This window comes from Streptomyces sp. A0642 (assembly GCF_004795105.1).
Classification (GTDB): Bacteria; Actinomycetota; Actinomycetes; order Streptomycetales; family Streptomycetaceae; genus Streptomyces.
Map to the genome: position 1 here is coordinate 69,342 of NZ_SSBL01000025.1, position 25,636 is coordinate 94,977.

20 protein-coding genes are annotated in these 25,636 nt (G+C 72.7%); 13 read left to right on the forward strand and 7 right to left on the reverse strand.

Going from position 1 to position 25,636, the window contains the following annotated elements; translation table 11 throughout:
* Nucleotides 1–126: 126 nt before the first annotated feature.
* From E6R60_RS30315 to E6R60_RS30325, 3 genes are all read right to left on the reverse strand, one after another.
* Nucleotides 127–1,890, reverse strand: a complete 1,764-nt coding sequence (locus E6R60_RS30315) for an LCP family protein (RefSeq protein ID WP_206309554.1) — start codon at nucleotides 1,888–1,890, stop codon at nucleotides 127–129.
* A gap of 223 nt (nucleotides 1,891–2,113) precedes the next feature.
* Nucleotides 2,114–3,457 (reverse strand): LCP family protein, encoded by a 1,344-nt coding sequence (locus E6R60_RS30320; protein ID WP_206309555.1) that lies wholly within the window; start codon nucleotides 3,455–3,457, stop codon nucleotides 2,114–2,116.
* 207 nt (nucleotides 3,458–3,664) lie between these two features.
* The gene (locus tag E6R60_RS30325; RefSeq protein WP_136329893.1) at nucleotides 3,665–4,414 is read right to left on the reverse strand and encodes a TIGR03089 family protein; all 750 of its coding nucleotides are present in this window, start codon (nucleotides 4,412–4,414) and stop codon (nucleotides 3,665–3,667) included.
* Between the two features lie 138 nt (nucleotides 4,415–4,552).
* Here E6R60_RS30325 and E6R60_RS30330 point away from each other — a divergent pair, with 138 nt between their 5' ends.
* The 3 genes from E6R60_RS30330 (at nucleotide 4,553) to E6R60_RS30340 (ending at nucleotide 8,232) form a co-directional block, all read left to right on the forward strand.
* Nucleotides 4,553–5,923: an N-acetylmuramoyl-L-alanine amidase gene (locus E6R60_RS30330; RefSeq protein ID WP_136329894.1), complete on the forward strand. Its 1,371-nt coding sequence runs from the start codon at nucleotides 4,553–4,555 to the stop codon at nucleotides 5,921–5,923.
* A 144-nt stretch (nucleotides 5,924–6,067) separates the two neighbouring features.
* Nucleotides 6,068–7,159: an NDP-sugar synthase gene (locus E6R60_RS30335; protein ID WP_136329895.1), complete on the forward strand. Its 1,092-nt coding sequence runs from the start codon at nucleotides 6,068–6,070 to the stop codon at nucleotides 7,157–7,159.
* Nucleotides 7,160–7,248: 89 nt separating this feature from the next.
* Complete coding sequence (locus E6R60_RS30340) at nucleotides 7,249–8,232, forward strand: DNA-3-methyladenine glycosylase (RefSeq protein WP_136329896.1); 984 nt, start codon at nucleotides 7,249–7,251, stop codon at nucleotides 8,230–8,232.
* A 168-nt stretch (nucleotides 8,233–8,400) separates the two neighbouring features.
* On the opposite strand, the gene E6R60_RS30345 is transcribed toward E6R60_RS30340, so the two are convergent.
* Genes E6R60_RS30345 through E6R60_RS30355 form a run of 3 tightly spaced genes read right to left on the reverse strand, consistent with a single transcriptional unit; the run spans nucleotide 8,401 to nucleotide 11,203 of the window.
* Complete coding sequence (locus E6R60_RS30345) at nucleotides 8,401–9,714, reverse strand: coenzyme F420-0:L-glutamate ligase (RefSeq protein ID WP_276614073.1); 1,314 nt, start codon at nucleotides 9,712–9,714, stop codon at nucleotides 8,401–8,403.
* On the reverse strand, nucleotides 9,711–10,667 hold the full coding sequence (gene cofD, locus E6R60_RS30350; RefSeq protein WP_136329897.1) for a 2-phospho-L-lactate transferase: 957 nt from the start codon (nucleotides 10,665–10,667) through the stop codon (nucleotides 9,711–9,713). Before cofD ends, E6R60_RS30345 begins: the two co-directional genes overlap by 4 nt.
* Before the next feature lie 44 nt (nucleotides 10,668–10,711).
* Nucleotides 10,712–11,203: a cysteine dioxygenase family protein gene (locus E6R60_RS30355; protein ID WP_136329898.1), complete on the reverse strand. Its 492-nt coding sequence runs from the start codon at nucleotides 11,201–11,203 to the stop codon at nucleotides 10,712–10,714.
* A gap of 704 nt (nucleotides 11,204–11,907) precedes the next feature.
* On the opposite strand from E6R60_RS30355, the gene E6R60_RS30360 reads away from it, so the two are divergent.
* From E6R60_RS30360 to E6R60_RS30370, 3 genes are all read left to right on the forward strand, one after another.
* Nucleotides 11,908–12,171, forward strand: a complete 264-nt coding sequence (locus tag E6R60_RS30360; RefSeq protein WP_018103995.1) for a WhiB family transcriptional regulator — start codon at nucleotides 11,908–11,910, stop codon at nucleotides 12,169–12,171.
* A gap of 372 nt (nucleotides 12,172–12,543) precedes the next feature.
* The gene (locus tag E6R60_RS30365; protein WP_136329899.1) at nucleotides 12,544–16,425 is read left to right on the forward strand and encodes a glycosyltransferase; all 3,882 of its coding nucleotides are present in this window, start codon (nucleotides 12,544–12,546) and stop codon (nucleotides 16,423–16,425) included.
* Complete coding sequence (locus tag E6R60_RS30370) at nucleotides 16,422–17,936, forward strand: DUF5719 family protein (RefSeq protein WP_136329900.1); 1,515 nt, start codon at nucleotides 16,422–16,424, stop codon at nucleotides 17,934–17,936. The genes E6R60_RS30365 and E6R60_RS30370 overlap by 4 nt, the downstream gene beginning before the upstream one ends.
* A gap of 47 nt (nucleotides 17,937–17,983) precedes the next feature.
* Here the strand turns inward: E6R60_RS30370 and E6R60_RS30375 are convergent, their stop codons facing one another.
* Entirely contained in the window at nucleotides 17,984–18,415 is a 432-nt protein-coding gene (locus E6R60_RS30375) for a metallopeptidase family protein (RefSeq protein ID WP_136329901.1), read from the reverse strand.
* A 356-nt stretch (nucleotides 18,416–18,771) separates the two neighbouring features.
* Between E6R60_RS30375 and E6R60_RS30380 the strand changes: the two genes are divergently transcribed.
* The 7 genes from E6R60_RS30380 to E6R60_RS30415 form a co-directional block, all read left to right on the forward strand.
* The gene (locus E6R60_RS30380; protein WP_206309556.1) at nucleotides 18,772–19,149 is read left to right on the forward strand and encodes a DUF3499 domain-containing protein; all 378 of its coding nucleotides are present in this window, start codon (nucleotides 18,772–18,774) and stop codon (nucleotides 19,147–19,149) included.
* A 58-nt stretch (nucleotides 19,150–19,207) separates the two neighbouring features.
* Entirely contained in the window at nucleotides 19,208–20,581 is a 1,374-nt protein-coding gene (locus tag E6R60_RS30385) for a phosphomannomutase/phosphoglucomutase (RefSeq protein ID WP_136329902.1), read from the forward strand.
* An 821-nt stretch (nucleotides 20,582–21,402) separates the two neighbouring features.
* Complete coding sequence (locus E6R60_RS30395; protein WP_136329904.1) at nucleotides 21,403–21,585, forward strand: Trm112 family protein; 183 nt, start codon at nucleotides 21,403–21,405, stop codon at nucleotides 21,583–21,585.
* A gap of 74 nt (nucleotides 21,586–21,659) precedes the next feature.
* Nucleotides 21,660–22,796, forward strand: a complete 1,137-nt coding sequence (locus E6R60_RS30400; RefSeq protein WP_136329905.1) for an SIS domain-containing protein — start codon at nucleotides 21,660–21,662, stop codon at nucleotides 22,794–22,796.
* Nucleotides 22,797–22,904: 108 nt separating this feature from the next.
* Nucleotides 22,905–24,110 (forward strand): mannose-6-phosphate isomerase, class I, encoded by a 1,206-nt coding sequence (gene manA / locus E6R60_RS30405; RefSeq protein WP_136329906.1) that lies wholly within the window; start codon nucleotides 22,905–22,907, stop codon nucleotides 24,108–24,110.
* A gap of 88 nt (nucleotides 24,111–24,198) precedes the next feature.
* The gene (locus E6R60_RS30410) at nucleotides 24,199–25,233 is read left to right on the forward strand and encodes a cation diffusion facilitator family transporter (RefSeq protein WP_136329907.1); all 1,035 of its coding nucleotides are present in this window, start codon (nucleotides 24,199–24,201) and stop codon (nucleotides 25,231–25,233) included.
* A gap of 186 nt (nucleotides 25,234–25,419) precedes the next feature.
* Nucleotides 25,420–25,636 (forward strand): adenosylhomocysteinase (locus E6R60_RS30415; protein WP_240802735.1); only part of this gene is annotated, 217 nt, incomplete at its 3' end.

The window sequence follows — 25,636 nt, forward strand, 5'->3', positions numbered from 1 at the left end:
CCCCGTCCCTCCCCGGAGTGCGGGTGTGTGGGGCCCGTGGTCGCGTCCCCTCCCCAGGCATACTGCTGCGTCCCACCGGGACCCCCCCTGCTGTTCGGACTCGCGTTATCGCTCAGTGACCCGGTGTCACTTGGCGCACACTTCCTTGTCGGCGCTGGCCTTCGGAATGTCGATCTTGGCCGGACCGGTGATGGGGGTGCCCGCGCCCTTGAAGTCCGCCCCCAGCGTCAGCACCATCGCCTCCAGTCCCACGGCGTCCTTGGTGCCCGGCTTCATCGCCGTCGCCGGAAGCCCCATCATCTCGGCGAGCGCCCGGGCCTGGTCGGCCTGGTTCGGCGCGTACGCGAGTGTGGTCTTGGCGGCCTTCGCCGGGGCGTTGGCCTTGTTCGTGGACTTCAGGACGCCCTTGTCGTTCTGCAGCCAGGTGACGGTCTGCTGGGCCGCGCCGGCGATCTCCCCGCCGTTGTACACGTCTACCCGGACGTCGGCGGCTGCCGCCTTGGTTCCCTTGAGGAGCGCGTTCTGCTTGCTCTTGGCGGCCTTCTTCTGTGCGGCGACCTCGGTCAGCGAGGTGTCGGCCTGCATCATCGAGAACAGCTGGGGTCCCTTCACGGGGTCCACGACCACGGTGATCGGCTTCGGCTCCGCCGGGTTGTCGATGACCGGCATCGTGACGAACGTGATGTTCTTCGTGTCGATCTTGGTGAGTTCCTTGGCGAGCGTGCTCAGCTTCGACACCGAGTTGATGGCCTTGTCGACCGTCAGCGCCTTGGTCGCCGCGTCCGCCAGCTTGAACAGCTTCGTCGGGCTCGTGAGCGTGTCGTCCGACTTCATCTGCCGGATCATCGAGCCGAGGAACTGCTGCTGGCCCTTGATCCGGTCCAGGTCGCTTCCGTTGGTGTAGGCGTGCCGGGTCCGTACGAACGCCAGCGCCTCCTCGCCCTGGACCTTGTTCGGGCCCGCCGGCAGGTCGAGGTGCGACTTGTCGTCCTTCACCGCGTGGGCCAGGCAGATGTTGACGCCGCCGACCGCCGTGGACAGCTCCTTCACCGCGTTGAAGTCCACCATCATGAAGTGGTCGACCGTCAGGCCGGTGATCGCCTTGACGGTGTCCATCGTGCAGCCCGGGTCGCGGTCGTCCTGGCCGAGGCTCGTGTTGAAGCGGACGTTCTCGGTGCCCGGGATGGTCTTCTCCGAGCCGTCCTCCTGCTTGGTCTTGCAGTCCGGGACGTTGGTCATGAGGTCGCGGGGGATGCTCATCGCCGTGGCATTGGTGCGGTCCTCGGACACGTGGAACAGGATGTTGGTGTCCGCGTGTCCGACACTGCCCTTGTCGCCGTAGCCCTCGTTGCCCTTGCCGGTGCGCTTGTCCGTACCGATGATCAATATGTTGAGGGGCGCGTTGGCCGTGACGACGTCCTTGTTGCCGCGGTCGCCGATGTCGACCGTGCTCAGGTTGCCGTTGAAGTGCTGGTACAGCCAGTACCCGCCGGCCGAGACGACGACGAGCAGGAAGGCCGTCACACCGCCCGTCCAGAGCAACGCCTTCTTGCGGCGGGCCTTGGGGGCCTTGCGCTTGCGGCGGCCCGCGGTGTTCTCGGCGGCGGCGGCCTCCTGGCCGCGCTTTGCCGAGGCCGAACGGCGACCGCCCTGCCGCGGCACCTCATGGCTGCGGCGTGCTCCCTCGCCCGACGGACCGCGGCGCTCGCCGGCGCCTTCCCGGCCCCGGCCCGTGCGTCCGGGACTCCGCGGGGCCGAGACCCCCGGCGCGCCGGCTGAATCCCCTCCGGAATGGTTCAGTCGCAGTTCGTAGTCACCGGTGTCCGGGTTGAGAACCCATTGGTCTGCGGGATCGATTTCTTCCGCCCGCCCACGGCCTTGTGCATCCACGGTCGCTTGAGTCCTCCGTCGGTGCCACGCGAGGCGCCTCCCCCGATAAGGCGCTCAGTCTTTCGCTCCGGAAGTGCGCGGCTTGACGGCCGCAAGCACCGGATCGCGTCACACTATCCGTCCCATTCGCTGTCGAGCGACGGGCGTGACATATTGCACGGCCCTTACAACCGGGCATTCTTCCCATTGCACATCGAACGTCGATGTCCGCTTGGTCATTGCTTTACCGCTTGCACAGGTCGGTCGCCGCATTGTTCCCCGAGTAGGTGGGTGTGGGAGTCGGGCCGGCGGCCTCGGCGGCGTCAGCGGTTTTTCCGTCGTCACCCTTGAGCTGATCGGCGGGCACGACGGCGACGGGCTTGTCGTCGCGCAGCTGCCTGAACAGCTTGTCCGCGTCGGGTTGTACGAGTTCGTCCCGGTTCCGGTTGGCGGCGTACGGCTGGCGGGGGACGGTCAGGAACTGCACCTTGTCGGTCGGCACGTCGCGCATGCCGCGCACCAGGTCGTACAGGTCCTTCAGGCTGTTCAGCCCAGGGTCGGTCGTCAGCGCCTTGGTGGCCGCGTCCAGCACCGGGTAGAGCCGGGTGGGATTGAGCAGGACCCCGTTGCTCTGCACCTTGTTCACCAGGGCGCCCAGGAACTGCTGCTGGCGGTCCATCCGTTCGGTGTCACTGCCGTTGCCGATGGACTTGCGGGCCCGCACGTACCCCAGAGCCTGCTCGCCGTTGAGCTTCTGGCGGCCCGCGGGCAGCCGGAGGTGCGCGGCGCTGTCGTCGATCGGCTTCTTGAGGCAGATCTCGACCCCGTCCACCGCGTCGACCATGCTCTTGAAGCCGTTGAAGTCCACGACCATGTGATGGTCGACGCGGATGCCGGTCATCTTCTCGATCGTGCGGATGGTGCAGGCGGTCCCGCCGGACTCGAAGGCCCAATTGAACTGCGCGAACTGCGGCTTGCTGACAGTTTTGTCCGGCTTGTGGCACTCCGGGATGTCCACCATCAGATCGCGCGGGACGGACATGGCCGTGGCGCTTTTCCGGTTCGCGGCCAGGTGCAGCAGGATCGTGGTGTCCGAGCGCTGGCTGCCGCCGTCGTCGCGGCCGTACTTGCGGTTGTCTCCGGCCCGGCTGTCGGAGCCGATGAGCAGGATGTTCTGCGCGTCGTGGACGACGGAGGCGGGACGTTCCTTCTCGTACGCCCTGAGTTCGGCGGCCGCGGAGGTGTCCGTCCTGATGTTGCCGTCCAGCTTCTTGTACAGCCACCAGCCGGCGCCCGCCGCGACCAGCACGGCGAACGAGGCGCCGAGCGCCGTCCAGCGCACCCAGTGGCGCTTGCGCCTGACGACGATGTCGAGGGCCGGTCCGGGTCCGCGGGGGTCCTCAGGCGGTGATCCGTGCGACGGTCCGCTGCCGGATCCGCTGCGCGTCTCACCGCCCGGGGCTCCCGTCGGGGCACCGGGCTCGCCGGGCTTCGCGCCGGGCGAACCGTCCGGTGCCCGGTCCTGGCCCCCGGCCGAGTCGTCGGGATCGGCCGGGGGGCCGGCGCTTTCGGTCACGTCTGCGTCCATCCTTCGCGTTCGGCAGCGCGCTGGGCCGCCGGTCGCACAAGTAGACGGCTGAACCTCACGCTTGGTTGTGCCTTGAGTGGTCCGTACCGCAGATCATGGCCCGGAGTCGACGCATCGCCGGGAGGGCTCGGCCCATGCTGGGCCGGACGGGTGGCCCTCGGGCCGCTTGTCATACCGGGGCACCGGGGGTGCCGGCCCCCTCGGCCGTCACACGGTCCGCGTGACCCGCTCGCTCTCGACGCGCTCGGCCAGCTTCTCCTCGCCCAACTGCCCGAGGTGCCGGCACAGCACCACGGATCCCCCGGTGGCGAGCGGCGCGAAGAGCCCGGCGCTGAGACCGTCCCAGGTGTCGTACGTACGCCCCGACAGGAGCCGCGACCCGGGCCCCAGGCCCAGCGCGTCACCGTCCGCGCGCGCCCGCGCGACCAGCTCCGCCCCGGTGAACGCGGCACCGCCCACGGTGAGCGCCGGCGCGTCCGGGGCGACGGGTGCGAACGGGGCGAACCGGTCGCCCTGGCCCGGCACCTCGACGGCGTAGTCGGCGAAGCCCTCGGGGGCCTGCGGGAACCTGCCGCCCATCGGGCGCAGCGCCAGCGCGATCCGCTCGCCTCGGCAGGCCCGGGCGGCGTCCAGGGTGTCCGGCCCGGAGACGACGAGATCGGCGGCGGCAGGATCACCCTGGACATCGGCGACCACACCGACCGAGGCGCAGGCCAGCAGCCAGACCGCGGACTGCCAGTGCGCGGGCAGCAGCAGCGAAAGCCGGTCACCGGGCTCGGCGGCGAGGTCGCCCTGGAGCAGGTTCGCCGTCTTGGCCACCCAATTGGCGAAGGTGGCCACCGACAGTTCGACGCGCTCTCCGGTGGCGTCGTCGTAGAAAGTGACCATGGGACGGGCCGGGTCCGCGGCGAGCGCGGAACGCAGCAGGTCGGCAGGGGTGCGGTCGCTTGCGTTCATTCGAGGAAGGGTACGCGGCGGTGCCGACGGGAGCCGGGTACGGCGGGACCCGGGTACACCGGTTCGGCAGACGAGTCGTCAATTGCCCCGGAAAGTCCGGGTCGCCGGAGTGGTGGGCTTATGCCAAGGATCATGTGTATGCGTGCCTTCCTTGCATCCTCCATCGGTGTCACCTGTGTGGCAGCTCTCGCGCTGCCCCTCGCCGCGCCCGCGGGCGCCGCCCCCGACACCGCCGCCCATCCGGCCACCGCGGGATCCGTTCCCGCCGAGGCGTCCGAACCGGCCGGAGTGCCCGGTTCGACGCAGTCCCTGGCCCTGAACCCCTCGGCCACCCCCTCCGAACGAGCCACCGGGGCCCCCGCAGGACGAGGGCTGCCCGAGCGCGACGTCCAGCCCTTCTCCCTGGTGGGCGTCGTCTGGGACGACGTGGACACCGAACTCCAGGGCACCGCCCAGGTCCGCACCCGCGCCACCGGCACCGGCCGCTGGTCCGACTGGCAGGACCTGGAGACGCACAACGCCGAGCACTCCGCCGACGCCGGGACCGCCGAGCGTGACGCGGGGGCCGCCCGCGGCTCCACCGCCCCGCTCTGGGTCGGCGCCTCCGACGGCGTCGAGGTCCGGGTGCGCCCCGAGACCCCCGGCCCCGCCGAGGCTCCCGTACCGCTGCCCGCCGGCCTGCGCCTCGAACTCGTCGATCCCGGCAAGGACCCCCAGCAGATCCCGGACACCGACCTGGCGGAGTCGCCCGGAACCGACCAGGCGGAGACCTACGCCACCGGCGTGGCAGGCGCGGACCGCGCCGCCTCGCTCGCCACCACCGCGCTCGGCGCCTCCGTGCTCCCCGCTCTGAGCAAGGCCGAGACCGAGGAGGCCGCAGGCCTGGCGCCCGCCGCCAAGCCGTACATCGGACCCCGGCCGCGCATCATCACCCGCAAGGGCTGGGGCGCCGACGAGAAGCTCCGCGAGAGCGGGTTCGCGTACACCAAGACCGTCAAGGCCGCGTTCATCCACCACAGCGCCACCGGCAACAACTACACGTGCTCCCAGGCGCCCTCGGTCCTGCGCGGCATCTACCGCTACCACGTCAAGAGCAGCGGCTGGCGCGACATCGGCTACAACTTCGCCGTCGACAAGTGCGGAAACATCTACGAGGGCCGCGCCGGAGGCGTGACGAAGGCCGTCATGGGCGCGCACACCCTCGGCTTCAACACCAACACCATGGGCATCGCCGTGCTCGGAACCTTCAGCTCGTCGAACCCGCCCGCCGCCGCCGTCACCGCCGTCTCCAAGCTCACCGCCTGGAAGCTCGGACTGTTCGGCGCCAACCCCAAGGGCAAGGTGACCCTGACCTCGGGCGGCAGCAACAAGTACAAGAAGGGCAAGAAGGTCAAACTCAACGTCATCTCCGGTCACCGCGACGGATTCGCAACCGAATGCCCCGGAGCGCGTCTCTACAAGAAGCTCGGCACGGCCCGGACCGCATCGGCCCGGCTGCAGGGCCGCTGACGCGAAAGGAGCCGCCTCCCGGCGCCGGACGCGCCGGAGGCCTGCTGCGGGCTGCTGACCGGAGGACCCCTCCACCGGTCTGCATACACTGGCCAGCCAATAAGCTCACCAGGCCCGGCCCCAGCAGGAAGCAGAGACAGTGCTGTGACAGAGGCAAAAGAAGCGATCCTCCTGGTCGGCGGCAAGGGCACCCGGTTGCGCCCGCTCACGGTGCACACCCCGAAACCCATGGTTCCGGCAGCAGGCGTCCCCTTCCTCACGCACCAGCTGGCGCGTGCCCGGGCCGCCGGGGTCGAGCACATCGTCCTCGCGACGTCCTACCTGGCGGAGGTCTTCGAGCCGTACTTCGGTGACGGTTCGTCGCTCGGCCTCCACATCGAGTACGTCACCGAACGCGAACCGCTCGGCACCGGCGGCGCCATCCGCAACGTCGCCCGTCGGCTCACCTCTGGCCCGGACGAACCGGTCCTCATCTTCAACGGCGACATCCTCACCGGCCTCGACATCCGGGCACTGGTCACCTCGCACGCCGACTCCGGAGCGGACGTCTCCCTGCACCTGACCCGGGTCGAGGACCCGCGCGCCTTCGGCCTCGTGCCGACGGACGGCACCGGCCGGGTCACCGCGTTCCTGGAGAAGCCGCAGTCGCCCGAGGAGATCGTCACCGACCAGATCAACGCGGGGGCGTACATCTTCCGCAGATCGGTCATCGACACCATTCCGGCCGGCCGTCCCGTCTCGGTCGAGCGGGAGACCTTCCCCGGACTGCTCGCCGACGGCGCGCACCTCCAGGGCATGGTCGACTCGACGTACTGGCTGGATCTCGGCACTCCCCAGGCGTTCATACGGGGCTCCGCCGACCTGGTCCTCGGCCGCGCCCCCTCCCCGGCCGTCCCCGGCCGGTGCGGCGACAGCCTCGTCCTGCCGACCGCCTCCGTCGCCCCCGACGCCAAACTCTCCGGCGGCACGGTGATCGGCGCGGACGCCGTCATCGGCGCGGGCGCCAGGATCGACGGCTCCGCCGTGCTCGCGGGCGCCTTCGTCGAACCGGGCGCGGTGATCACGGACTCCCTGGTCGGAGCGGGCGCCAGAATCGGCAGCCGAACGGTCCTGGAGGGCGCGGTCGTCGGCGACGGGGCCGAGGTCGGGGCCGACAACGAACTGCGCGACGGCGTCCGCATCTGGTGCGGGGCCCGCCTGCCCGCCGCGTCGGTACGGTTCTCCTCGGACGAATGACCGGACCGGCCACCGCCCCGTGAAGTTCCGGGGTGGCCGGAAACAGCCGTACCCTCGACAGGCACCCCCGACTACCGAGGACCTCACCCGTGGCAGGACGATTCGCTCCCCGCAGTGCCCCGCGCGCGGCCGTCCCGCACCAGGCGGCGGCGACGCCCGTCCCGGCGCCGCTGACCCGGGAATGGACCCCGCACGGCCCGCTCGACCTGCGGCTCGTCCTCGGCCCGCTGCGCCGCGGCCCCGCCGACCCCACGTTCCGGATGTCCGCCGACGGCTCCGTCCGCCGGGCCAGCCGCACCCCCGCGGGCCCCGGCACGCTCCATGTCGTCGCCCGCGGGGGCCGGATCGAGGCGGCGGCGTGGGGGCCCGGCGCGTCCTGGCTGCTGGACCGGCTGCCGGCCCTGCTGGGCGCGTCGGACGACCCGTCGGCCTTCACCCCGCGCCACCGGCTGCTCGCCGTGACCCATCACCGCCGGCCGGGCCTGCGCCTGCTGCGCACCGGCCTGGTGCTGGAGTCGCTGATCCCCTCGGTCCTGGAGCAGAAGGTCACCACGGACGAGGCGTACCGCGCCTGGCGGCTGCTGGTGCGCACGTACGGGGAGCCGGCGCCCGGCCCGCAGGAGTACGGCCTCTACGTCATGCCGGACGCCCGCACCTGGTCGCTGATCCCGTCCTGGGAGTGGCACCGCGCGGGCGTGGACAGCAAGCGCTCGGCGACGATCCTGCGCGCGGTCCGGGTGGCCCGCCGCATGGAGGAGGCCGCCGCCATGACACTGACCGACGCCATGGCCCGCCTCCAGGCGATCCCCGGCATCGGCCCCTGGACGGCCGCCGAGACCCTGCAACGGGCGAACGGCGAGGCGGACGCGGTGACGGTCGGCGACCTCCACCTCCCCGGAATCGTCGGCCACGCGCTGGCCGGCAACCGGAACGCGGACGACGAGGAGATGCTGGCGCTGCTCGCCCCGTACGAGGGCCAACGCCACCGGGCCACCCGCCTGATCATGCTCTCCGACAATCTCCCGCCCCGCCGGGCCCCCCGCATGCAGCCACGCAACATCGCCCGCCTGTGAGCGCTCCGGGCCACGGGTCAAGCCTGCCCGGTTCCCTCACGGGCCTGGGCGCACATCAAGCCCGTCCGGCGTTTGAGGACCGAGGGTCCGGGGGCAGCGCCCCCGGCTCCGGGAAGGGGCGGGTGGGGGGCAAGGCCCGCCGCAGGCGCGCAGCCCCCGGCCACCGCCTCACCGCACCGTGACGAACCCCTCCGCATCGCGCCCCACGCGGCGCGCCGGAGCCGCCGCCGGCCGCCCCACCGCCACCGCACCCAGCGGATCCCACGACGCGGGCAGCGACAGCACCTCCCGCACGACATCCCGGCAGAACATCGTCGAGGACACCCACGCGGAACCGAGCCCCTCGCCCGCCAGCGCGACCAGGAAGTTCTGGATACCGGCGCCCGCGGCGACCACGAACATCTCGCGCTCCGCCCCGTCCCGCCGCGCGTCCCCGTACGTGTGGGAGCCGTCCATCACCATGCACGGCACCGCCAGATACGGCGCCCGGCGCAGCACATCGCCCCGCCGCACCCGCTGGGCGATCGACTCCTCGCTCTTGCCGTCCCGCCGCAGGTCCGCGATCCACGCGTCCCGCATCGCGTCCAGCAGCCGGGTCCGGGACTCCCGCGACTCCACCAGGACGAACCGCCAGGGCGTCGTGTGGTGCGGGGCCGGGGCCGTCACCGCCGCGGCCACGGCGCGCCGCACCGCCCCGGGGTCCACCGGCTCGTCGGTGAACTCGCGGACCGTACGCCGCTGGGTCACCGCCTCCCGCACCGCCTCGGACGTCCCCAGCCGGAACATGTCGTCCGCCGCGACCCGCACCATGGCCCGGGCCCCGGCGGCGTCGGCCGGGTCCATGACGTGGCCGAGGCCGCGCACCACCGCCACCGGCAGTCCGTCCGCCTTGCCCTTGACCAGGTCACCGGCCGAGGCGAGCTCGTCCGCGGTGGCGACCACGGTCGCGCTCAGCGGATTGCCGTACGCGTCGCTGCCGCCCCGCAGATCGTCGAGTACCCGCACCCCCGCCGCGCCGATCGCGACATCGGTCAGCCCGTTGCGCCACGGCCGCCCGAAGGTGTCCGTGACGACGACGCCGACGTCGACGCCGAGCGTGTCGCGCAGCCCTTCCCTGATCGCCCGCGCCGAGGCGTCCGGGTCCTCGGGCAGCAGCAGGACGGTTCCGGCCGGGGTGTTCGACGCGTCGACCCCGGCGGCGGCCATGACCAGGCCCTGCCGGTTCTCCACGATCCGCAGCGTGCCGCGCCGCGCCACCACCCGTACCGTCTCGGCGTCGATCGCCGACTCCCGGTCGGCGGCCTCGACGATCCGGCCCTCCGCCTTGGAGACGATCTTCGAGGTGACGAGCAGGACGTCGCCGTCGACGAGTCCGGGCTCGGTGGCGGCGATCAGTTTCGCGAGGTCGTCCCCGGCCCGCACCTCGGGCATGCCGGGCAGCGCCCACACCCGGTACGACGGGGCCGGGCCGGCGGCGCTCACGCCCGTACCTCCTCGGCCAGCGCCAGCGCCTGCCGCGCCATCTCGGCGGTGGCGGCGACGTCGGTCATCATCAGCGGTACGGAGCGGCAGCGGATCCCCGCGGACTCCACCGCCTGCACGGCGCCCTCGTCCACGGTGTCGACGAGCCAGCCGTCCAGCAGCCCGGAACCGTAGTGCTGGGCGACCGCAGCGGCCGTCGACTCGACGCCCACCGCGGCGAGCACCTTGTCCGCCATCCCGCGCACCGGCGCGTCGCCGACGATGGGGGAGAGGCCGACGACCGGCACCCCGGCCTCGGCGATCGCTTCCCGGATACCGGGCACGGCGAGGATGGTCCCGACGGACACGACGGGGTTCGACGGCGGGAAGAGGATGACGTCGGCCCCGGCGATCGCCTCCAGGACGCCGGGCGCCGGCTTGGCCTGTTCGGCGCCCACGGGCACGATGGCCCGGGCCGGGACGGAGGCGCGCAGCTTCACCCAGTACTCCTGGAAGTGAACGGCCTTGCTCTCGCCGTCGACGTCGACCGCCACGTGCGTCTCGATCCGGTCGTCGGACATCGGCAGCAGCCGGACCCCCGGCTTCCAGCGCGCGCAGAGCGCCTCGGTGACGGCGCTCAGCGGATAGCCCGCGCCGAGCATCTGCGTACGGACGATGTGGGTGGCGAAGTCGCGGTCGCCGAGCCCGAACCAGTCGGGGCCGACGCCGTACGCCGCGAGTTCCTCCTTGACGTGGAAACTCTCGTCGGTGCGGCCCCAGCCCTGCTCCTCGTTGATGCCACCGCCGAGGGTGTACATCACGGTGTCGAGGTCGGGGCAGACCTTGAGTCCGAACAGATGGATGTCGTCACCGGTGTTGCCGATCACCGTGATGTCCGCGTCGGGCGCGGCCTCCTTGAGGCCACGCAGGAAACGAGCACCACCGATACCGCCGGCCAGAACCACAATGCGCATGCGGACAGTTTGTCAGGCGTGGCCCGCCCGGTGGCGGCGGGCCGTCAGACGGCGGCGCGCACCGCGGCGCACTGCGCGGTGTGCATCGGCATGTCGGTCAGGCCCGGGTAGTAGACGTGGAGGCTGACGGCCGGTTCGAGGGAGTCGTTGACCACTTCGTGGACGTAGCCGGGGGCGAAGACCCGCTGCGCGCCGGAACCCAGCGTCCGCTTCCCCCGGTCCGTACGCTCGGTCAGTTCGCCGTCCAGGACGGTGAGTACGCCGGAGGACAGGCCGTGGTCGTGCAGGCCGCTGCCCTGGCCGGGGACCCAGCTGAGCAGCCAGACCTCGTAGCCGGGCCCGGTGCGGAGGCGGTGGTACCAGCGGGTGGTGGTGTCGTACCGGACGAGGTGGGCCCACTGGGCGCGGTCGGCGGCGATGGCGCGGGCGAGGCCGACGAACTCGGCCACGGTGGTGGGGTGCTCGCGGGCGGGGCGCAGGAGGTGCTGGACCTCGAGGAGGTCCCCGGCGATCTGGAGGTCGCTGTCGCTGTTCATGGGTGCGGTGGTTCCTCGGCAGGGGTGCAGGGGGTGCTGTGCGGATGCGGGGGTGTCGCAGGACCGGGGAACCAGGTGACCGCAGAGGCCGAAGGCCGTGTGGGGGGAGGGTCCGGGGGTCCGGGATGAGCTGTGCGGGGCTGGAGCGCGTGGGCTTCAACAGCTGAGACAGCTGGAACAGCAACAGCGAGCCTGGACAGTGCTGCGGAACCCACGGATGTGGGTGGCGCGCATCGCTGAGGTCACTGGCATGACATCAAGGAGAACCGGAAGAACCTCCGGCTGTCAACCCGGTGGCCGGTTGAGCGGCGATCTTTCACCTCATCCGGTTACTCCACGCGGAGAAAGGTTTATGCACCCCCGATGCCGGTCAAGTGGCGCAACAACCGCAGCGGCAAACGCGGTGGTGCTCCTGTGACCCGACTGTGATCTTGATCGCTTCGGTGATCGAATCGCAACGCGTCCGCCCTCCCGGGAGTTCTTCCCTGGGGCGGCCGGGGGGTGGCGGGGTCCGTGGCATATGTCAGGTTTTTGGTTATTTGCACACTTTACGCATACGCTTGGTTCCGCAGAGTGAATACCGGGCCCAATAGCAGATCTGAGCTTGACTGGCCCGAAGCTACACACTTGTAATTTCACTCGTGTCGTTCGGCCGATTCGATGACGGCCGCATCACAGACGCAAGAGACGGACGAGGGGCGCACATGACCGAGCTGTTCCAGCAACTGCTGGTCGAGGACGCGGACGAGGAGCTCGGCTGGCAGGAGCGCGCACTGTGCGCCCAGACCGATCCCGAGTCCTTCTTTCCCGAGAAGGGCGGTTCCACCCGCGAGGCCAAGAAGGTCTGTCTCGCCTGTGAAGTCCGGTCCGAATGCCTTGAATACGCCCTTTCCAAGGACGAGCGATTCGGTATCTGGGGCGGGCTCTCCGAGCGCGAGCGACGGCGCCTCAAGAAGGCCGCGGTCTGACCCGGCCGCCTCCGGAGGGCCCGGCCCGACCCGGCCCGCACCGCTTCGCCCCGGCCGCACGCAGCCGGACCGGTCCCCCGAGCGGGCCGGTCCCGGACCGGCGCCGGCCATGGCCCGCCGCCTGCACCCTGCCCGCAGGCGGCGGGCCATCGCCGTTCCTCCGGCCTCCCGGCCGGCTCCCGGGGCCCTCCGGCGCCCGGCTCCACCGCTGTACCGCCGCCCTCGTTCAACCGCTCCGCGCCGGCCCGGTTATCCGTACCGTTAGTGTGGGGCCCCGTCCGAGACGCGCCAACGACCCGACAGGGCGCGCGTGTACACCGATGCAGCCCCCGGGGGACGTCCCCCGGACCCGGCCGGAGGGCCCGTACCTCGATGTCCGTGCACAGCCAAGCAACGGCGCCGTACGCGGCCGCCGCCGCCCCAGAGTTCCCCCGGCATGTCGTCACCGCCGTGCTCGTCTCCCACGACGGCGCACGCTGGCTGCCCGACGCGCTCGCCGGACTGCTCGGGCAGGAACGCCCCGTACAGAACGTCGTCGCCGCCGACACCGGCAGCGCCGACGACTCCGCGCGCCTGGTCACCGAGGCGCTCGGCGCCGACCGGGTGCTGCACCTCGCGCGGCGTACGAGCTTCGGCACCGCCGTCGACGAGGCGAGCCGCACCGCCGGCGTCCTCACCCCGGACGACCTGCCCTACCTGAAGCGCCCCAGCGGCTGGGACCCCGTCACCCGGTCCTGGCGCGACGACGCGTACGACCTGCCGGACCTGCCGCACGGCGAACCGGTGCAGTGGCTCTGGCTGCTCCACGACGACTGCGCCCCCGAACCCGACGCGCTCGCCGAGATGCTGCGCGTCGTCGACAACGACCAGCACGCCGCCATCGTCGGACCCAAACTCCGTGGCTGGTACGACCGCCGCCAACTCCTCGAAGTCGGCGTCTCGATCGCCAACAGCGGACGCCGCTGGACCGGACTGGACCGGCGCGAGCAGGACCAGGGTCAGCACGACCAGATCCGTACCGTCCTGTCCGTGTCGACCGCCGGCATGCTGATCCGCCGGGACGTCTGGGAGGAGCTCGGCGGCTTCGACCGCAGGCTGCCCCTGATGCGCGACGACGTCGACCTGTGCTGGCGCGCCCACATGGCAGGACACCGGGTGCTGGTCGCCCCCGACGCCGTCCTGCGGCACGCCGAGGCGTCCGCCCGCGAACGCCGCCCCATCGACTGCGCCGGCCGCTCGGTCTCCAGCCCGCACCACGTCGACAAGGCCGGCGCCGTCTACACCATGCTGGTCAACGCCCCCGGCAAACGGCTGCCCTGGGTGCTGCTCCGGCTCGTGCTCGGAACCCTGCTGCGCACGCTCGCCTACCTCGTCGGCAAGGTGCCGGGCCAGGCGGTCGACGAGGTCACCGGCCTCCTCGGAACCCTGCTGCGCCCCGGCCGGATCCTCGCCGCCCGGCGCAGCCGCGGCAAGGGCGTCGTCGTCCCGGCCGAGCTGCGCGGGCTCTTCCCCGCCCCCGGCGCCACCGTCCGCGCCACCGTCGAACAGGTCGCCGGGAACTTCGGCGGCAGTGCGGAGGCCGAATCCGGCGGCTCGCGCCACGGAGCCGTCGAGTCCGGCCCGGGCGGCGACGACGCCGACTTCCTGGAGATCGACCAGTTCGCCAGGCTGAAGCGCGTCGGGCGCAAGCCCGGCCCCGTGCTCTTCGCCCTCCTGCTCCTGGTCTCCCTCGTCGCCTGCCGCGGCCTCCTCGGCGGCGGCGCCCTGGCCGGCGGCGTCCTGCTGCCGGCGCCCGGCGACGTCTCCGACCTGTGGGGCCGCTACGCGGACGGCTGGCACACCGTCGGTACCGGCGGCACCCAGACCGCACCGCCCTACCTGGCCGTGATCTCGGCCCTGTCCGCGCTGTTCCTCGGCTCCACCGGCTTCGCGCTCACCCTGCTGCTCGTCTGCTCGGTCCCGCTCGCCGGACTCACCGCCTACTTCGTCTCCCGCCCGCTGCTCCCCTCACGGCTGCTGCGGGCCTGGGCCAGCGTCGCGTACGCCTTCCTGCCCGCGGCGACCGGCGCCCTGGCGACCGGCCGCCTCGGCACCGCCGTCCTCGCCGTCCTCCTCCCGCTGATCGCCCGCGCGGCCGCCTCCGCGCACGGCATGCGCGGCAGCGGCGACGGCCGCGGCAGCTGGCGCGCCACCTGGGCGTACACCCTGCTGCTCACCCTCGCGATGGCCTTCACGCCCCTCGTCTGGCCGCTCGCCGTGGTGCTCGGCATCGGTGTGCTCGTGCTGCGCCGCAACGACATCACGGCCTACGGCCTCCGCTTCCTCGCCGCCGTGGGCACCCCGCTGCTGGTCCTCGCCCCCTGGTCGCTCTCGCTCCTGACGAACCCTTCGTCGTTCCTGAAGGAAGCGGGAATGGAGACCGGCTCGGGTTCGGCCTCCGCACTGGACCTGCTCGGAATCAGCCCCGGCGGGCCCAAGGCGGCCGGCGGCGTCCTGCTCCTCGGCATCGTCCTCGCGGCGCTGGCCGCGCTGCTGCGCGGGGAGCGGCAGTTCGCCGCCCGGACCGCCTGGGCGGTCGCGCTGGTGGCTCTGGCCTTCGCCGGCCTCGCCAACGGGTCCGGCTGGGCGGGACCCGCCACCCTCGTCTACGGCGCCGCGCTCATCGCGGCCGCGCTGGTCGGTGCGGACGGCGCGCGCATCCGCGTCGCCGAGCTCAGCTTCGGCTGGCGCCAGCCGGTCGCCGTCCTGATCGCGCTGGCCGCCGGGGTGGCCCCCGTGCTCGCCGCCGCCGGCTGGATGATCGGCGGCGCGGCGGGCCCCCTGGAGCGCCGCGACCCGGTGCAGGTGCCCGCGTTCGTCGCCGAGGAGAGCGGGACCCGCGACCAGCCGCGGACCCTGGTGCTCGGCGGCACCTCGGCGACCTCCGTCGCCTACACCCTGGTCCGCGGCTCCGGCGCGCGGCTGGGCGATGCCGAACTGGCCGCGGCGGGCCCGGGCAACAGCCACCTCGACAAGGTCGTCGCCAATCTGGTCGCGGGCTCCGGTGCCGACCAGGGCAGCCAGCTCCGCGGCTTCGCCATCCGTTACGTCCTCGTCCGGGACGGGGCCCCGAAGCAGATGAGCAGGGTCCTCGACGCGACCCCCGGCCTCAGCCGCCTCAGCCAGCTGGACGGCAGCGCGCTCTGGCGCGTGGACCGCCAGGTCGCCCGCATCATGATCGTCCCGTCGGCCCCCGCCGGCGAGCAGCTCCCGGTGGGCTCCGGTCCCGTGGAGGCGCACACCACGATCGAGCCCGGCGGCGCGGGCCGCGTGCTGCGCATCGCCGAGGCCGCCGACCCGGGCTGGCAGGCCACGCTCGACGGACGGGCGCTGACCCGCAAGACCGTCGACGGCTGGGCGCAGGGCTTCGAGCTCCCCACGGGGGGCGGCAAGCTGGACGTCACGTACGAGACGCCGTTCACGCACTCCGTCTGGATCTGGGTCCAGGTCGCGCTCACCGTGGTCCTGCTGGTCCTGGCCCTTCCGGGCCGCCGCCGCGAGATCGACGACGATCTGCCCGAGGAGGACGCGGCGGTCCCCGCCGAACCGGTCGCCGGAGAGGGACGCCGGGCGCGCAGACTGCGTGCGGCCGCGCTGGCGGAGGGCGAGGACGGCGAGGACGCCGACGCCGGCGAGGCCCCGGACGCGGGGGAGGGGGCGGAACCCGCCCCCGCCGGGCAGACCGACGGCTCCGAGCCGTTGGGCGCCGACGACGGCCAGGGCGCCTTCGTGCCCCAGCAGGCGGACGGCGACACCGGCCCGTACGCGGCGGTGCCACAGCAGCAGTACGGCGAGTGGGACGCCCAGCAGTACCAGGAGGCCGGCTACCCGCAGCAGTACCAGGAGGGCGAGTACCAGGACGGCCGGTACGGCGCCGTGCCGCAGCAGCAGCCCGACGGCGCCGCCGGCTACGACCCGTACGGCTATCCGCAGCAGCAGGGCGCGTACGACCCGTACGCCCAGGCCCCGTACGGCGGCGCCCCGCAGGACGGGAGCGGCACGTACGACCCCCAGGCCCAGTACGGCAACGCTCCGTACGCCCCCGGTCAGTACGACGCCGGCCAGTACGCTGCGGGTCAGTACGGCGCCGAGGGCGGGTACGGCGAGCAGGGCGCGTACGACCCGCAGAACCCCGAAGAGAACCCCGACGGGAACCCCGCCCCGGGCCAGAACCCGTGGCCGACCCGTAACGCATCGCGAGGCGAGTCCGAGTGAAGTCCACCAGCCTGTCCCTCATCGCCGGGGCCGTCGCCCTCGCCGCCGTCACCGGCTTCGCCGCGGTCAACGTGCCGGACGGCAAAGGCACGGCGACGGCGAAGCCGGCCGCCCGGCTGCCCGTCGAACGCTCCAGCCTGCTCTGCCCGGCCCCCGGCCTCTCCGACCTCGCGGAGACGGAGTACACGTCGTTCACCCCGGCCGCCGGGGGCGGTGACGCGGCGGGACCCGCCGGCACGGCGGGACTCCTGTCCTCCACGGCCGCCGGGGACGCCGGGAAGAGCAAGGGCGGGAAGACCAAGAAGGCGGACCCGGACAAGCCGGTCGTCCTCCTCAAGGCGCCCGGCAAGCCGGCCACCGCCGAGGTGTCCGGCGCGGACGCCCCCGCCCTCATCGGCACCGCCACCGGCCGGCTGGCACCCGGCTGGACCGCCCAGCAGACCACCACCGTCGAGGCGGGCGACGCCCGAGGGCTGCTCGGGGTCAGCTGCACGGCACCCGACACCGGCTTCTGGTTCCCGGCCGCGAGCACGGCGAAGTCCCGCGAGGACTACGTCCACCTCACCAACCCGGACGACACCGCCGCCGTCGCCGACATCGAGCTGTACGGTCCCGACGGCACGCTCAAGTCGGACGTGGGCGAAGGCATCACGGTCCCCGCGCGGTCCGGCGTCCGCGTCCTCATCTCGACGCTGACCAGCAAGGCCGTGGACGATGTGACGGTCCACGTGACGACCAGGACCGGACGCGTCGGGGCGGTCGTCAGGGCCGCGGACGACGAGACCGGGAGCGACTGGATCTCGGCCTCCACCGAGCCGACGAGCACCCTGGTCCTGCCCGGCATCCCGGCCGACGCGACCTCGGTGCGGCTCGTGGCCTTCGCCCCCGGCGACGACGACGCCGACCTCACGGTGAAGCTGCTCGGCAAGACGGGCGCGATCTCACCGGCGGGACACGAGGACCTCCACGTCAAGTCGCGGATGACCGCAGGCGTCGACCTGAAGGACCTGACCAGGGGCGAGCCCGGCTCCCTGCTCCTGACCCCCTCCGACGGCAAGGCCACCCCCGTGGTGGCCGCACTGCGCGTGGTCCGCGGCAAGGGCGACAAGCGGGAGGTCGGCTACATCCCGGCCACCGGCCCGGTGGGCGCGCAGGCGACCGCCGCCGACAACCGGGCGAAGGGGTCGGTCCTCTCGCTCACCGCGCCCGGCGCCCCGGGCACGGTCAGGGTCACGGCGTCCGCGGGCAGCAAGGGCGGCACCCCGGTGAGCAAGACGTACCAGGTCGCCGCCGGGACGACCGTCGCCATAACCCCGCCCGTACCGGCCGGGCTCAAGGGCACGTACGCGCTGACCGTCGAGACGCAGTCGGGCGGCCCGGTCCACGCGTCCCGCACGCTGACGGTCCCGATGGACGGCATCCCGATGTTCACGGTGCAGACGCTGCCGGACGACCGGGGCACGGTCGAGGTACCGGCCGCCGAACAGGACCTGTCGGTACTGGACGACTGACGCCGTGGGGCGGGCCGGGAAACCGGCCCGCCCCACGGCTCGGCGGTCTACTCCTGCCCGTACCGGGGATCGACCGACTCGGGCGAGAGCCCGAGCAGCTCCGCGACCTGCTCGACCACGACCTCGTGCACGAGCAGCGCGCGCTCGTCACGGTTCTTGGTGCGGATCTCGACGGGGCGCCGGTAGATGACGATCTGCGCGGGCCGCTCCTTCTCCGCGGACACCGCGCTGCCCAGCGGCACGGTCTCCTCCGCGGTTCCCGGCACGTCGAGGACCACGAAGTCGACCTCGGCCAGCTGCGGCCAGCGGCGTTCCAGCCGCTCCACGGAGTCCTGCACCAGATCGCGGAAACTGTCCGCCCTGCTGGCGGAGAGCGGCACCTGCGGAGGCGCGACGGGACCGCGCATGCCGCGGCCATGCCGGTCTCGGCGCCTCGGTCGGGGCTCGGACGGGTGGGGCGGCGGTACGGGACTGTCCATCACTGACGCAGCGTAACCCTCCGCCGGGCGTGCGGGCGGAGCACGGCCGGCACGGGCACCCGGCCGGTCGCGCCACCACCTGACCTTTCATCAGACCTGTCCCTAACTGACCGATCCGGCCACGGGGTGATCCGTTTCAGGCCCTGCTCGCGATCGCCGGAGTCCTGCCGTATGACAGGTTTTGCACCGAGTGGTAACCGGAATCATCGCCGTCACGCCCGGTGGCCCTCTCCTCCCCCGCAGGTCAGGGCAGTCGCCCGGGAGGGCCCTGTGCCCGAGGTCACAGGGCGACACGGTGGGGTGAGCCGGGGGAGAGTCGTCGCAGCCCGCTCAAGAGTGCGGTACCGTCCAACATCGTGAGCCCTGTACGTCGCTGTTCGCGCACCGCTTGCGGCCGCCCTGCCGTCGCGACACTGACGTACGTCTATGCCGACTCGACCGCGGTCCTCGGCCCGCTCGCCACCTACGCCGAGCCCCACTGCTACGACCTCTGTGCCGAGCACAGCGAGCGCCTGACGGCGCCCCGCGGCTGGGAGGTCGTCCGGCTCTCCGACCCCTCTGCGCCCACGCGCCCCAGCGGTGACGACCTCGAAGCGCTGGCCAACGCCGTACGGGAAGCCGCGCGTCCGCAGGACCGCGGGGACGGCCCCAGGGGAGGCGGCCCCCGCACCGCCGACCCGATGGAGGTCGCCCGCAGGGGCCACCTCCGGGTGTTGCGCTCCCCCGACTCCTGAGAGGCCCGCGCCCGCCGGGTAGTTTGGCGGTCCGAAGAGACCTCAGGAGGACCGGCCCGTGACCGCAGATCTGTCGCAGCTCGTGAAGGCGTACGACGTCCGCGGCGTCGTCCCCGACCAGTGGGACGAGGCGCTGGCCGAGCAGTTCGGGGCGGCCTTCGTCGAGGTGACGTCCGCGGACGCGATCGTCGTCGGCCATGACATGCGCCCCACGTCCCCCGCGCTGTCCATGGCCTTCGCCCGGGGCGCGGCGGCCCGAGGGGCCGACGTCACCCTGATCGGTCTCTGCTCGACGGACCAGCTGTACTACGCCTCGGGGTCCCTGGACCTGCCGGGAGCGATGTTCACGGCGTCGCACAACCCGGCCCAGTACAACGGCATCAAGATGTGCCGGGCCGGCGCCGCCCCGGTCGGTCAGGACACCGGGCTCGCCGAGATCCGCACCCTGGTCGAGAAGTGGTCGGACACCGGCGTACCGCAGCCGGCCGCCACCCCCGGCACGGTCACCACCCGCGACACGCTCCACGACTACGCGGCCCACCTCCTGTCGCTCGTCGACCTGTCGTCGATCCGCCCCCTGAAGGTCGTCGTGGACGCGGGCAACGGCATGGGCGGCCACACCGTCCCGACGGTCTTCGCGGGGCTGCGCCTGGAACTCGTCCCGATGTACTTCGAACTGGACGGCACGTTCCCGAACCACGAGGCCAATCCGCTCGACCCGGCGAACATCGTCGACCTCCAGGCCCGCGTGGTGGCCGAGGGCGCCGATCTCGGCCTCGCCTTCGACGGCGACGCGGACCGCTGCTTCGTCGTGGACGAGCGGGGCGCGGGCGTCTCCCCGTCGGCGATCACCGCCCTGGTCGCGGCCCGGGAACTCGCCCGCAACGGCGGCCGGGGCACGGTCATCCACAACCTGATCTCCTCCCTCTCGGTCCCAGAGGTCGTACGCGAACACGGCGGCACCCCGGTCCGCACCCGCGTCGGCCACTCCTTCATCAAGGCGGAGATGGCCGCACACGGGGCGATCTTCGGCGGCGAGCACTCCGCGCACTACTACTTCCGCGACTTCTGGAACGCCGATACGGGCATGCTCGCCGCCCTGCACGTCCTGGCGGCCCTCGGCGGCCAGGAGAAGCCCCTCTCGTCCCTGGTGGCCCAGTACGACCGCTACACGGACTCGGGCGAGATCAACTCCACGGTCGACGACCAGCGGGCCCGCACCGCAGAGGTGAGGGCGGCGTTCGCCCCCCGCGAGAACGTGACCACCGACGACCTGGACGGCCTGACGGTCACCTCCCCGGACTGGTGGTTCAACCTCCGCCCCTCGAACACGGAGCCGCTGCTGCGCCTGAACGTCGAGGCGCGCGACGAGGAAACGATGACGGCGGTACGCGACGAGGTCCTGGGCCTGATCCGCGCGGCGGGTGCGTGAGCTGGCGGGTGGTGGTGTGGGGGTTGGTGCGTGCGGTGGGTGCGTGAGTCGGTGGGTGGTGAGGGCTTGGCCTTGATCCGTGCGGCGGGCGCCTGACCCGGCGGGCTGGGAGGGGCGGGGGTTCGCCGCCTGCTCCGGCCCTCTTCCCAGGGCTCCGGTGTTGTTCCGAGCCCCTGGGGCATGGTTCGCGGTCCTTATTGGCGGTGCTTCCGGTGCTCGGGCGATGTGCTGGGCCCCTGTGGCGTCACTGCCAGCGCTCGGGCGTTGTTCCGAGTCCCTGCGGCGTGGTTCGCGGCTCTTCCTGGCGGTGCTCCCGGTGCTCGGGCGATGTTCCGAGCCCCTGTGGCGTCACTGCCAGCGCTCCGGTGTTGTTCCGAGCCCCTGGGGCATGGTTCGCGGCTCTTCCGGCTCGCTCCCAGCGCTCCGGCGCGCTGGCCTCCCGTCCGGCCGGTGTTTCTCGGGCCCCCGCGTGGTTCCCAGCCCCTCCGGCGTTTGAGGAGCGGGGTCCGGGGCGGAGCCCCGGTTCGGGAAGGGGCGGGCAGGGGAAAGGCCCGCCGCAGGCGCACCCGGGCGAGGCCGCCGCATCCCCGCACCTTGCCGCCCCGGGACCCCGGCCTGGCCCGGCCGCACCCCGCGCACCGCGCCCCCAACCGCACCCCCCAACCGCACCGCACCCCCGGCCCGGCCGGGCCGGGCCGCGCCCCCGCCACCCCGGCGGTAGGCTGACCTCGCCCGATCCGTCAGGGCAAGAACAAAGCCGCACCGCACAGCAGGACACGCACCACCCACGCACGCGCACCCGCGCCCGAAGGGACCCACTCATGCCGCTCGAAGCCGGCCTCCTGGAGATCCTGGCCTGCCCGGCCTGCCACTCCCCCCTCGACGACCGGTCCGCGGCCGACAGCCCGGAACTGGTCTGCACCGGCTCGGACTGCGGCCTGGCCTACCCGGTGCGGGACGGCATCCCCGTCCTCCTCCTCGACGAGGCCCGCCGCCCCGCGTAACCGGGCCTGCCCGCAGCGCGTAAACCGGGCCCTTGCCCGCACGGTGATCGGCACGTGATCGGAGGACCGTCCCCATGCTCGACGAGTCGTTGCTCGACGCCCCGGAGGCCCTGGCCCGAGCCGACCGCCGCGGTCTGCTCCGCGGCGCAGCCGAGGCAGGGGCGCGGGTGCGTACCGCCGCCCGCCACGCGACGGAGGCCGGGATCACCGAGCTGAACCCGGAGGGCCGCCCGCGCGCCGTCCTGGTCGCCGGCTCCGGCACCGCCGCGTCCGGCGTCGCCGACCTGATCGCGGCCCTGGCGGGCGCCTCCGCCCCGGTCACGCGCATCCACCCCACCGGCGTGGCCCCCGCCGCCGGCGCGATGCGATGGACCCTGCCCGGCTGGGCCGGCTCCGTCGACCTGCTCCTCATCGTCACGGCGGACGGGTCCGAACCGGGCCTCGCCCTCCTCGCCGAGCAGGCGTACCGCCGCGGCTGCACCGTCGTGGCCGTGGCGCCCCGCCGCTCGCCCCTGCGCGAGGCGGTCGACGGCGTGCACGGTCTCGTCGTACCGATGGCCTCCGCCCCGCACGGCGAGTACGACGCCGAGACGTCGGCCGCGGGCCCCGGCACCCTGTGGGCGTTGTTCACCCCGCTGCTCGCCCTGCTGGACCGCGTCGGTCTGGTCACCGCGCCCGCCGAGGCGTTGCAGGGCGTCGCCGACCGCCTGGACCGTACGGCGGAACGCTGCGGACCGGCGATCGCCACGTACAGCAACCCCGCCAAGACGCTGGCCGCCGAACTCGCGGACAGCCTGCCCCTCGTCTGGACGGAGGGAGACGCCGCGGGCCCGGTCGGGCGCAGGTTCGCCGCGGTCCTGGCCGAGCTCTCCGGCCGTCCGGCCCTGGCGGCCGAACTCCCCGAGGCGCTTCCCGCCCACGGGGCTCTGCTGGCCGGGGCCTTCGCCGCCGGGGCCGACCCCGACGACTTCTTCCGCGACCGGGTCGAGGAGTCCGAACCCCTCCACGCCCGGGTCGTGCTGCTCCGCGACCGGCCCACCGGCGGCCTGAGCGCAGCCCCGGCGGCCCGCGAGCTCGCCCTGGGCCACGACACGGCGATCAGCGAACTGGAGCCGGAGGAGGGCACCGGCCTCGAAGTCCTCGCCGAACTCCTCGCCGTCACCGACTTCGCCGCCGTCTACCTGGCCCTCGCCTCGGCAGCCCGCGCCTGAACCGGGCGACACCGCCCCGCGAGAACCCAGCACCCGCGACCCCGCCACCCCCCCGCAGACCGCGCATCACGCAAAGCCCGCATCACGCAACGCACGAGGACGAATTCCATGGACCGGCTCTCCAACACTGTGCGCCCGTACGCCTGGGGCTCCACCACCGCCATCCCGGCCCTGCTCGGCGTCGCCCCCACCGGCGAGCCGCAGGCGGAGATGTGGATGGGCGCCCACCCCGGAGCCCCTTCCCGGATAACCCGCGCCGCCGCCGGCACCCGCACCTCGGACGCCACCACCCCACCGGCCGCCGTCGAACGGCCCCTGACCGACGTCATCGCCGCCGACCCGGCCGGAGAGCTGGGCCGGGCCGCCGTCGACAAGTTCGGCCCCCGTCTTCCCTTCCTCCTCAAGCTGCTCGCCGCCGGAGCACCGCTCTCCCTCCAGGTCCATCCCGACCTCGCCCAGGCGCGCCAGGGTTACGCGGACGAGGAGCGCCGGTCCGTCCCGATCGACGCCCCCCACCGCACGTACAAGGACGCCAACCACAAGCCCGAACTGATCTGCGCGCTCACCCCCTTCGACGGCCTGTGCGGCTTCCGCCGCCCCGCCGAGGCGGCCGAGGCGATGGAGGGGCTGGGCGTCGACTCCCTCAAGCCCTACGCCGATCTGCTGCGCGCCCAGCCGGAAGAGGCCGCCCTGCGCGAGGTCCTCACCGCGATCCTCACCGCGGACCCGGCGGAGATGGCCGAGACGGTCGCCGCCGCGGCGGCCGCCGCCGAACGGATCGGCGGCGCCTACGCCCCGTACGCCCGCATCGCCCACCACTTCCCCGGGGACGCCGGCGTCATCGCGGCCATGCTGCTGAACTACGTACAACTCCAGCCCGGCGAGGCCCTGTTCCTCGGTGCCGGAGTTCCGCACGCCTACCTCGCCGGCCTCGGCGTCGAGATCATGGCCAACTCGGACAACGTGCTGCGCTGCGGGCTGACGCCCAAGCACATCGACGTGCCCGAACTCCTGCGCATCGTCCGTTTCGAGGCGACCGAACCGGGCATCCTGCGTCCTGAGGCGTCCCCGTCCGGCGAGGAGCTGTACGAGACGCCGGTGGACGAGTTCCGGCTCTCCCGGTTCGACCTCTCACCGGGCGCCGCCCCGGTCGACCTGACGGTGCCCACGCCGCAGATCCTGCTCTGCACCGCGGGCACGCCGAAGGCCGGCGAGCTCGGACTCGGGCCGGGCCAGTCGGTCTTCGTACCGGCGGGGGAGAAGGCCGAAGTGTCCGGAACGGGCACCTTGTTCCGCGCCACCGTAGTGGCCTGACGTACCGTCCGCACCAGCGACTGCAACAATGTCCGGCCGTATCGCGGCTGCCGGAGCCGCAGCACCGAAGAAGGGACACCAGGCACCCATGAGTGCGTCAGGCGGAACCAAGGCGATTGTGGCGGCACTCGGCGCCAATCTCGCGATCGCAGTGGCCAAATTCGTGGCGTTCCTGTTCAGTGGCTCGTCGTCGATGCTCGCGGAGAGCGTCCACTCGCTCGCCGACTCGGGCAACCAGGGACTCCTGCTGCTCGGCGGCAAGAAGGCCCAGCGCGAGGCCACCCCCCAGCACCCCTTCGGGTACGGACGCGAGCGCTACATCTACGCCTTCCTCGTCTCCATCGTCCTGTTCTCGGTCGGTGGCATGTTCGCGGTGTACGAGGGCTACGAGAAGATCAAGGACCCGCACGAGATCGAGGCCTGGTACTGGCCGATCGGCGTCCTGGTCTTCGCGATCATCGCCGAGAGCTTCTCCTTCCGTACGGCGATCAAGGAGTCCAACGCGACCCGCGGATCGCTCTCCTGGACCCAGTTCGTCCGCCGCGCGAAGGCCCCGGAACTCCCCGTCGTTCTGCTGGAGGACTTCGGCGCGCTCATCGGCCTGGTCCTCGCGCTCGCGGGCGTCGGTCTGGCTCTCGGCACCGGCAACGGCGTGTGGGACGGCATCGGCACCCTGTGCATCGGCATCCTGCTGATCGTCATCGCGATCGTCCTGGCAGCCGAGACCAAGTCCCTGCTCCTCGGCGAGGCCGCCGGCACCGACCAGGTCGACATGATCAAGGCCGCGGTCGTCGACGGCGAAACCGTCACCGGCATCATCCACATGCGCACGCTCCACCTCGGCCCGGAGGAGCTGCTGGTCGCCGCCAAGATCGCGGTCCAGCACGACGACACCGCGACCGAGGTCGCCCACGCCATCAACGCCGCGGAGTCCCGCATCCGCGAGGCCGTGCCGATCGCGCGCGTCATCTACCTGGAACCGGACATCTACAACGCGGCGGCGGCCGCGGCCGGCGTCAATCCGGCCAAGGCACCGGGTGGAGCACCGCCCCGACCGGCGGCGGACAGCACCCCCGGAGACACCCCCGACACCCCGGCGGACCCGACGGAATCCGGTCACTGACCCCCTCCGATACGTCGCCGAGGGCCGCTTCCCGAACCGTTGGACTGGGAGCTGCTGGGCCGTTCGGTGTAGATTCGTCGGCAGTGTCAGACGTCGCTGCTGATGGCGGTCGATCGGTCCGTACGCCGGACCGGCCGAGGGAGAGAGGGCCTCCGACGGACTGCGCTGCGAGCCGCCCGGGCATTCGTGTGCCCACCGCGTACCGCAGAGCCGCCCTACCCACCCTCGACCCATCACGAGGAGCAGCCCGTTATGACGACGGTCGCCAATCGACACGACTTCAAGGTCGCCGACCTCTCCCTCGCGGCCTTCGGCCGCAAGGAGATCACCCTCGCCGAGCACGAGATGCCCGGCCTGATGTCGATCCGCAAGGAGTACGCCGCCGCGCAGCCGCTGGCCGGGG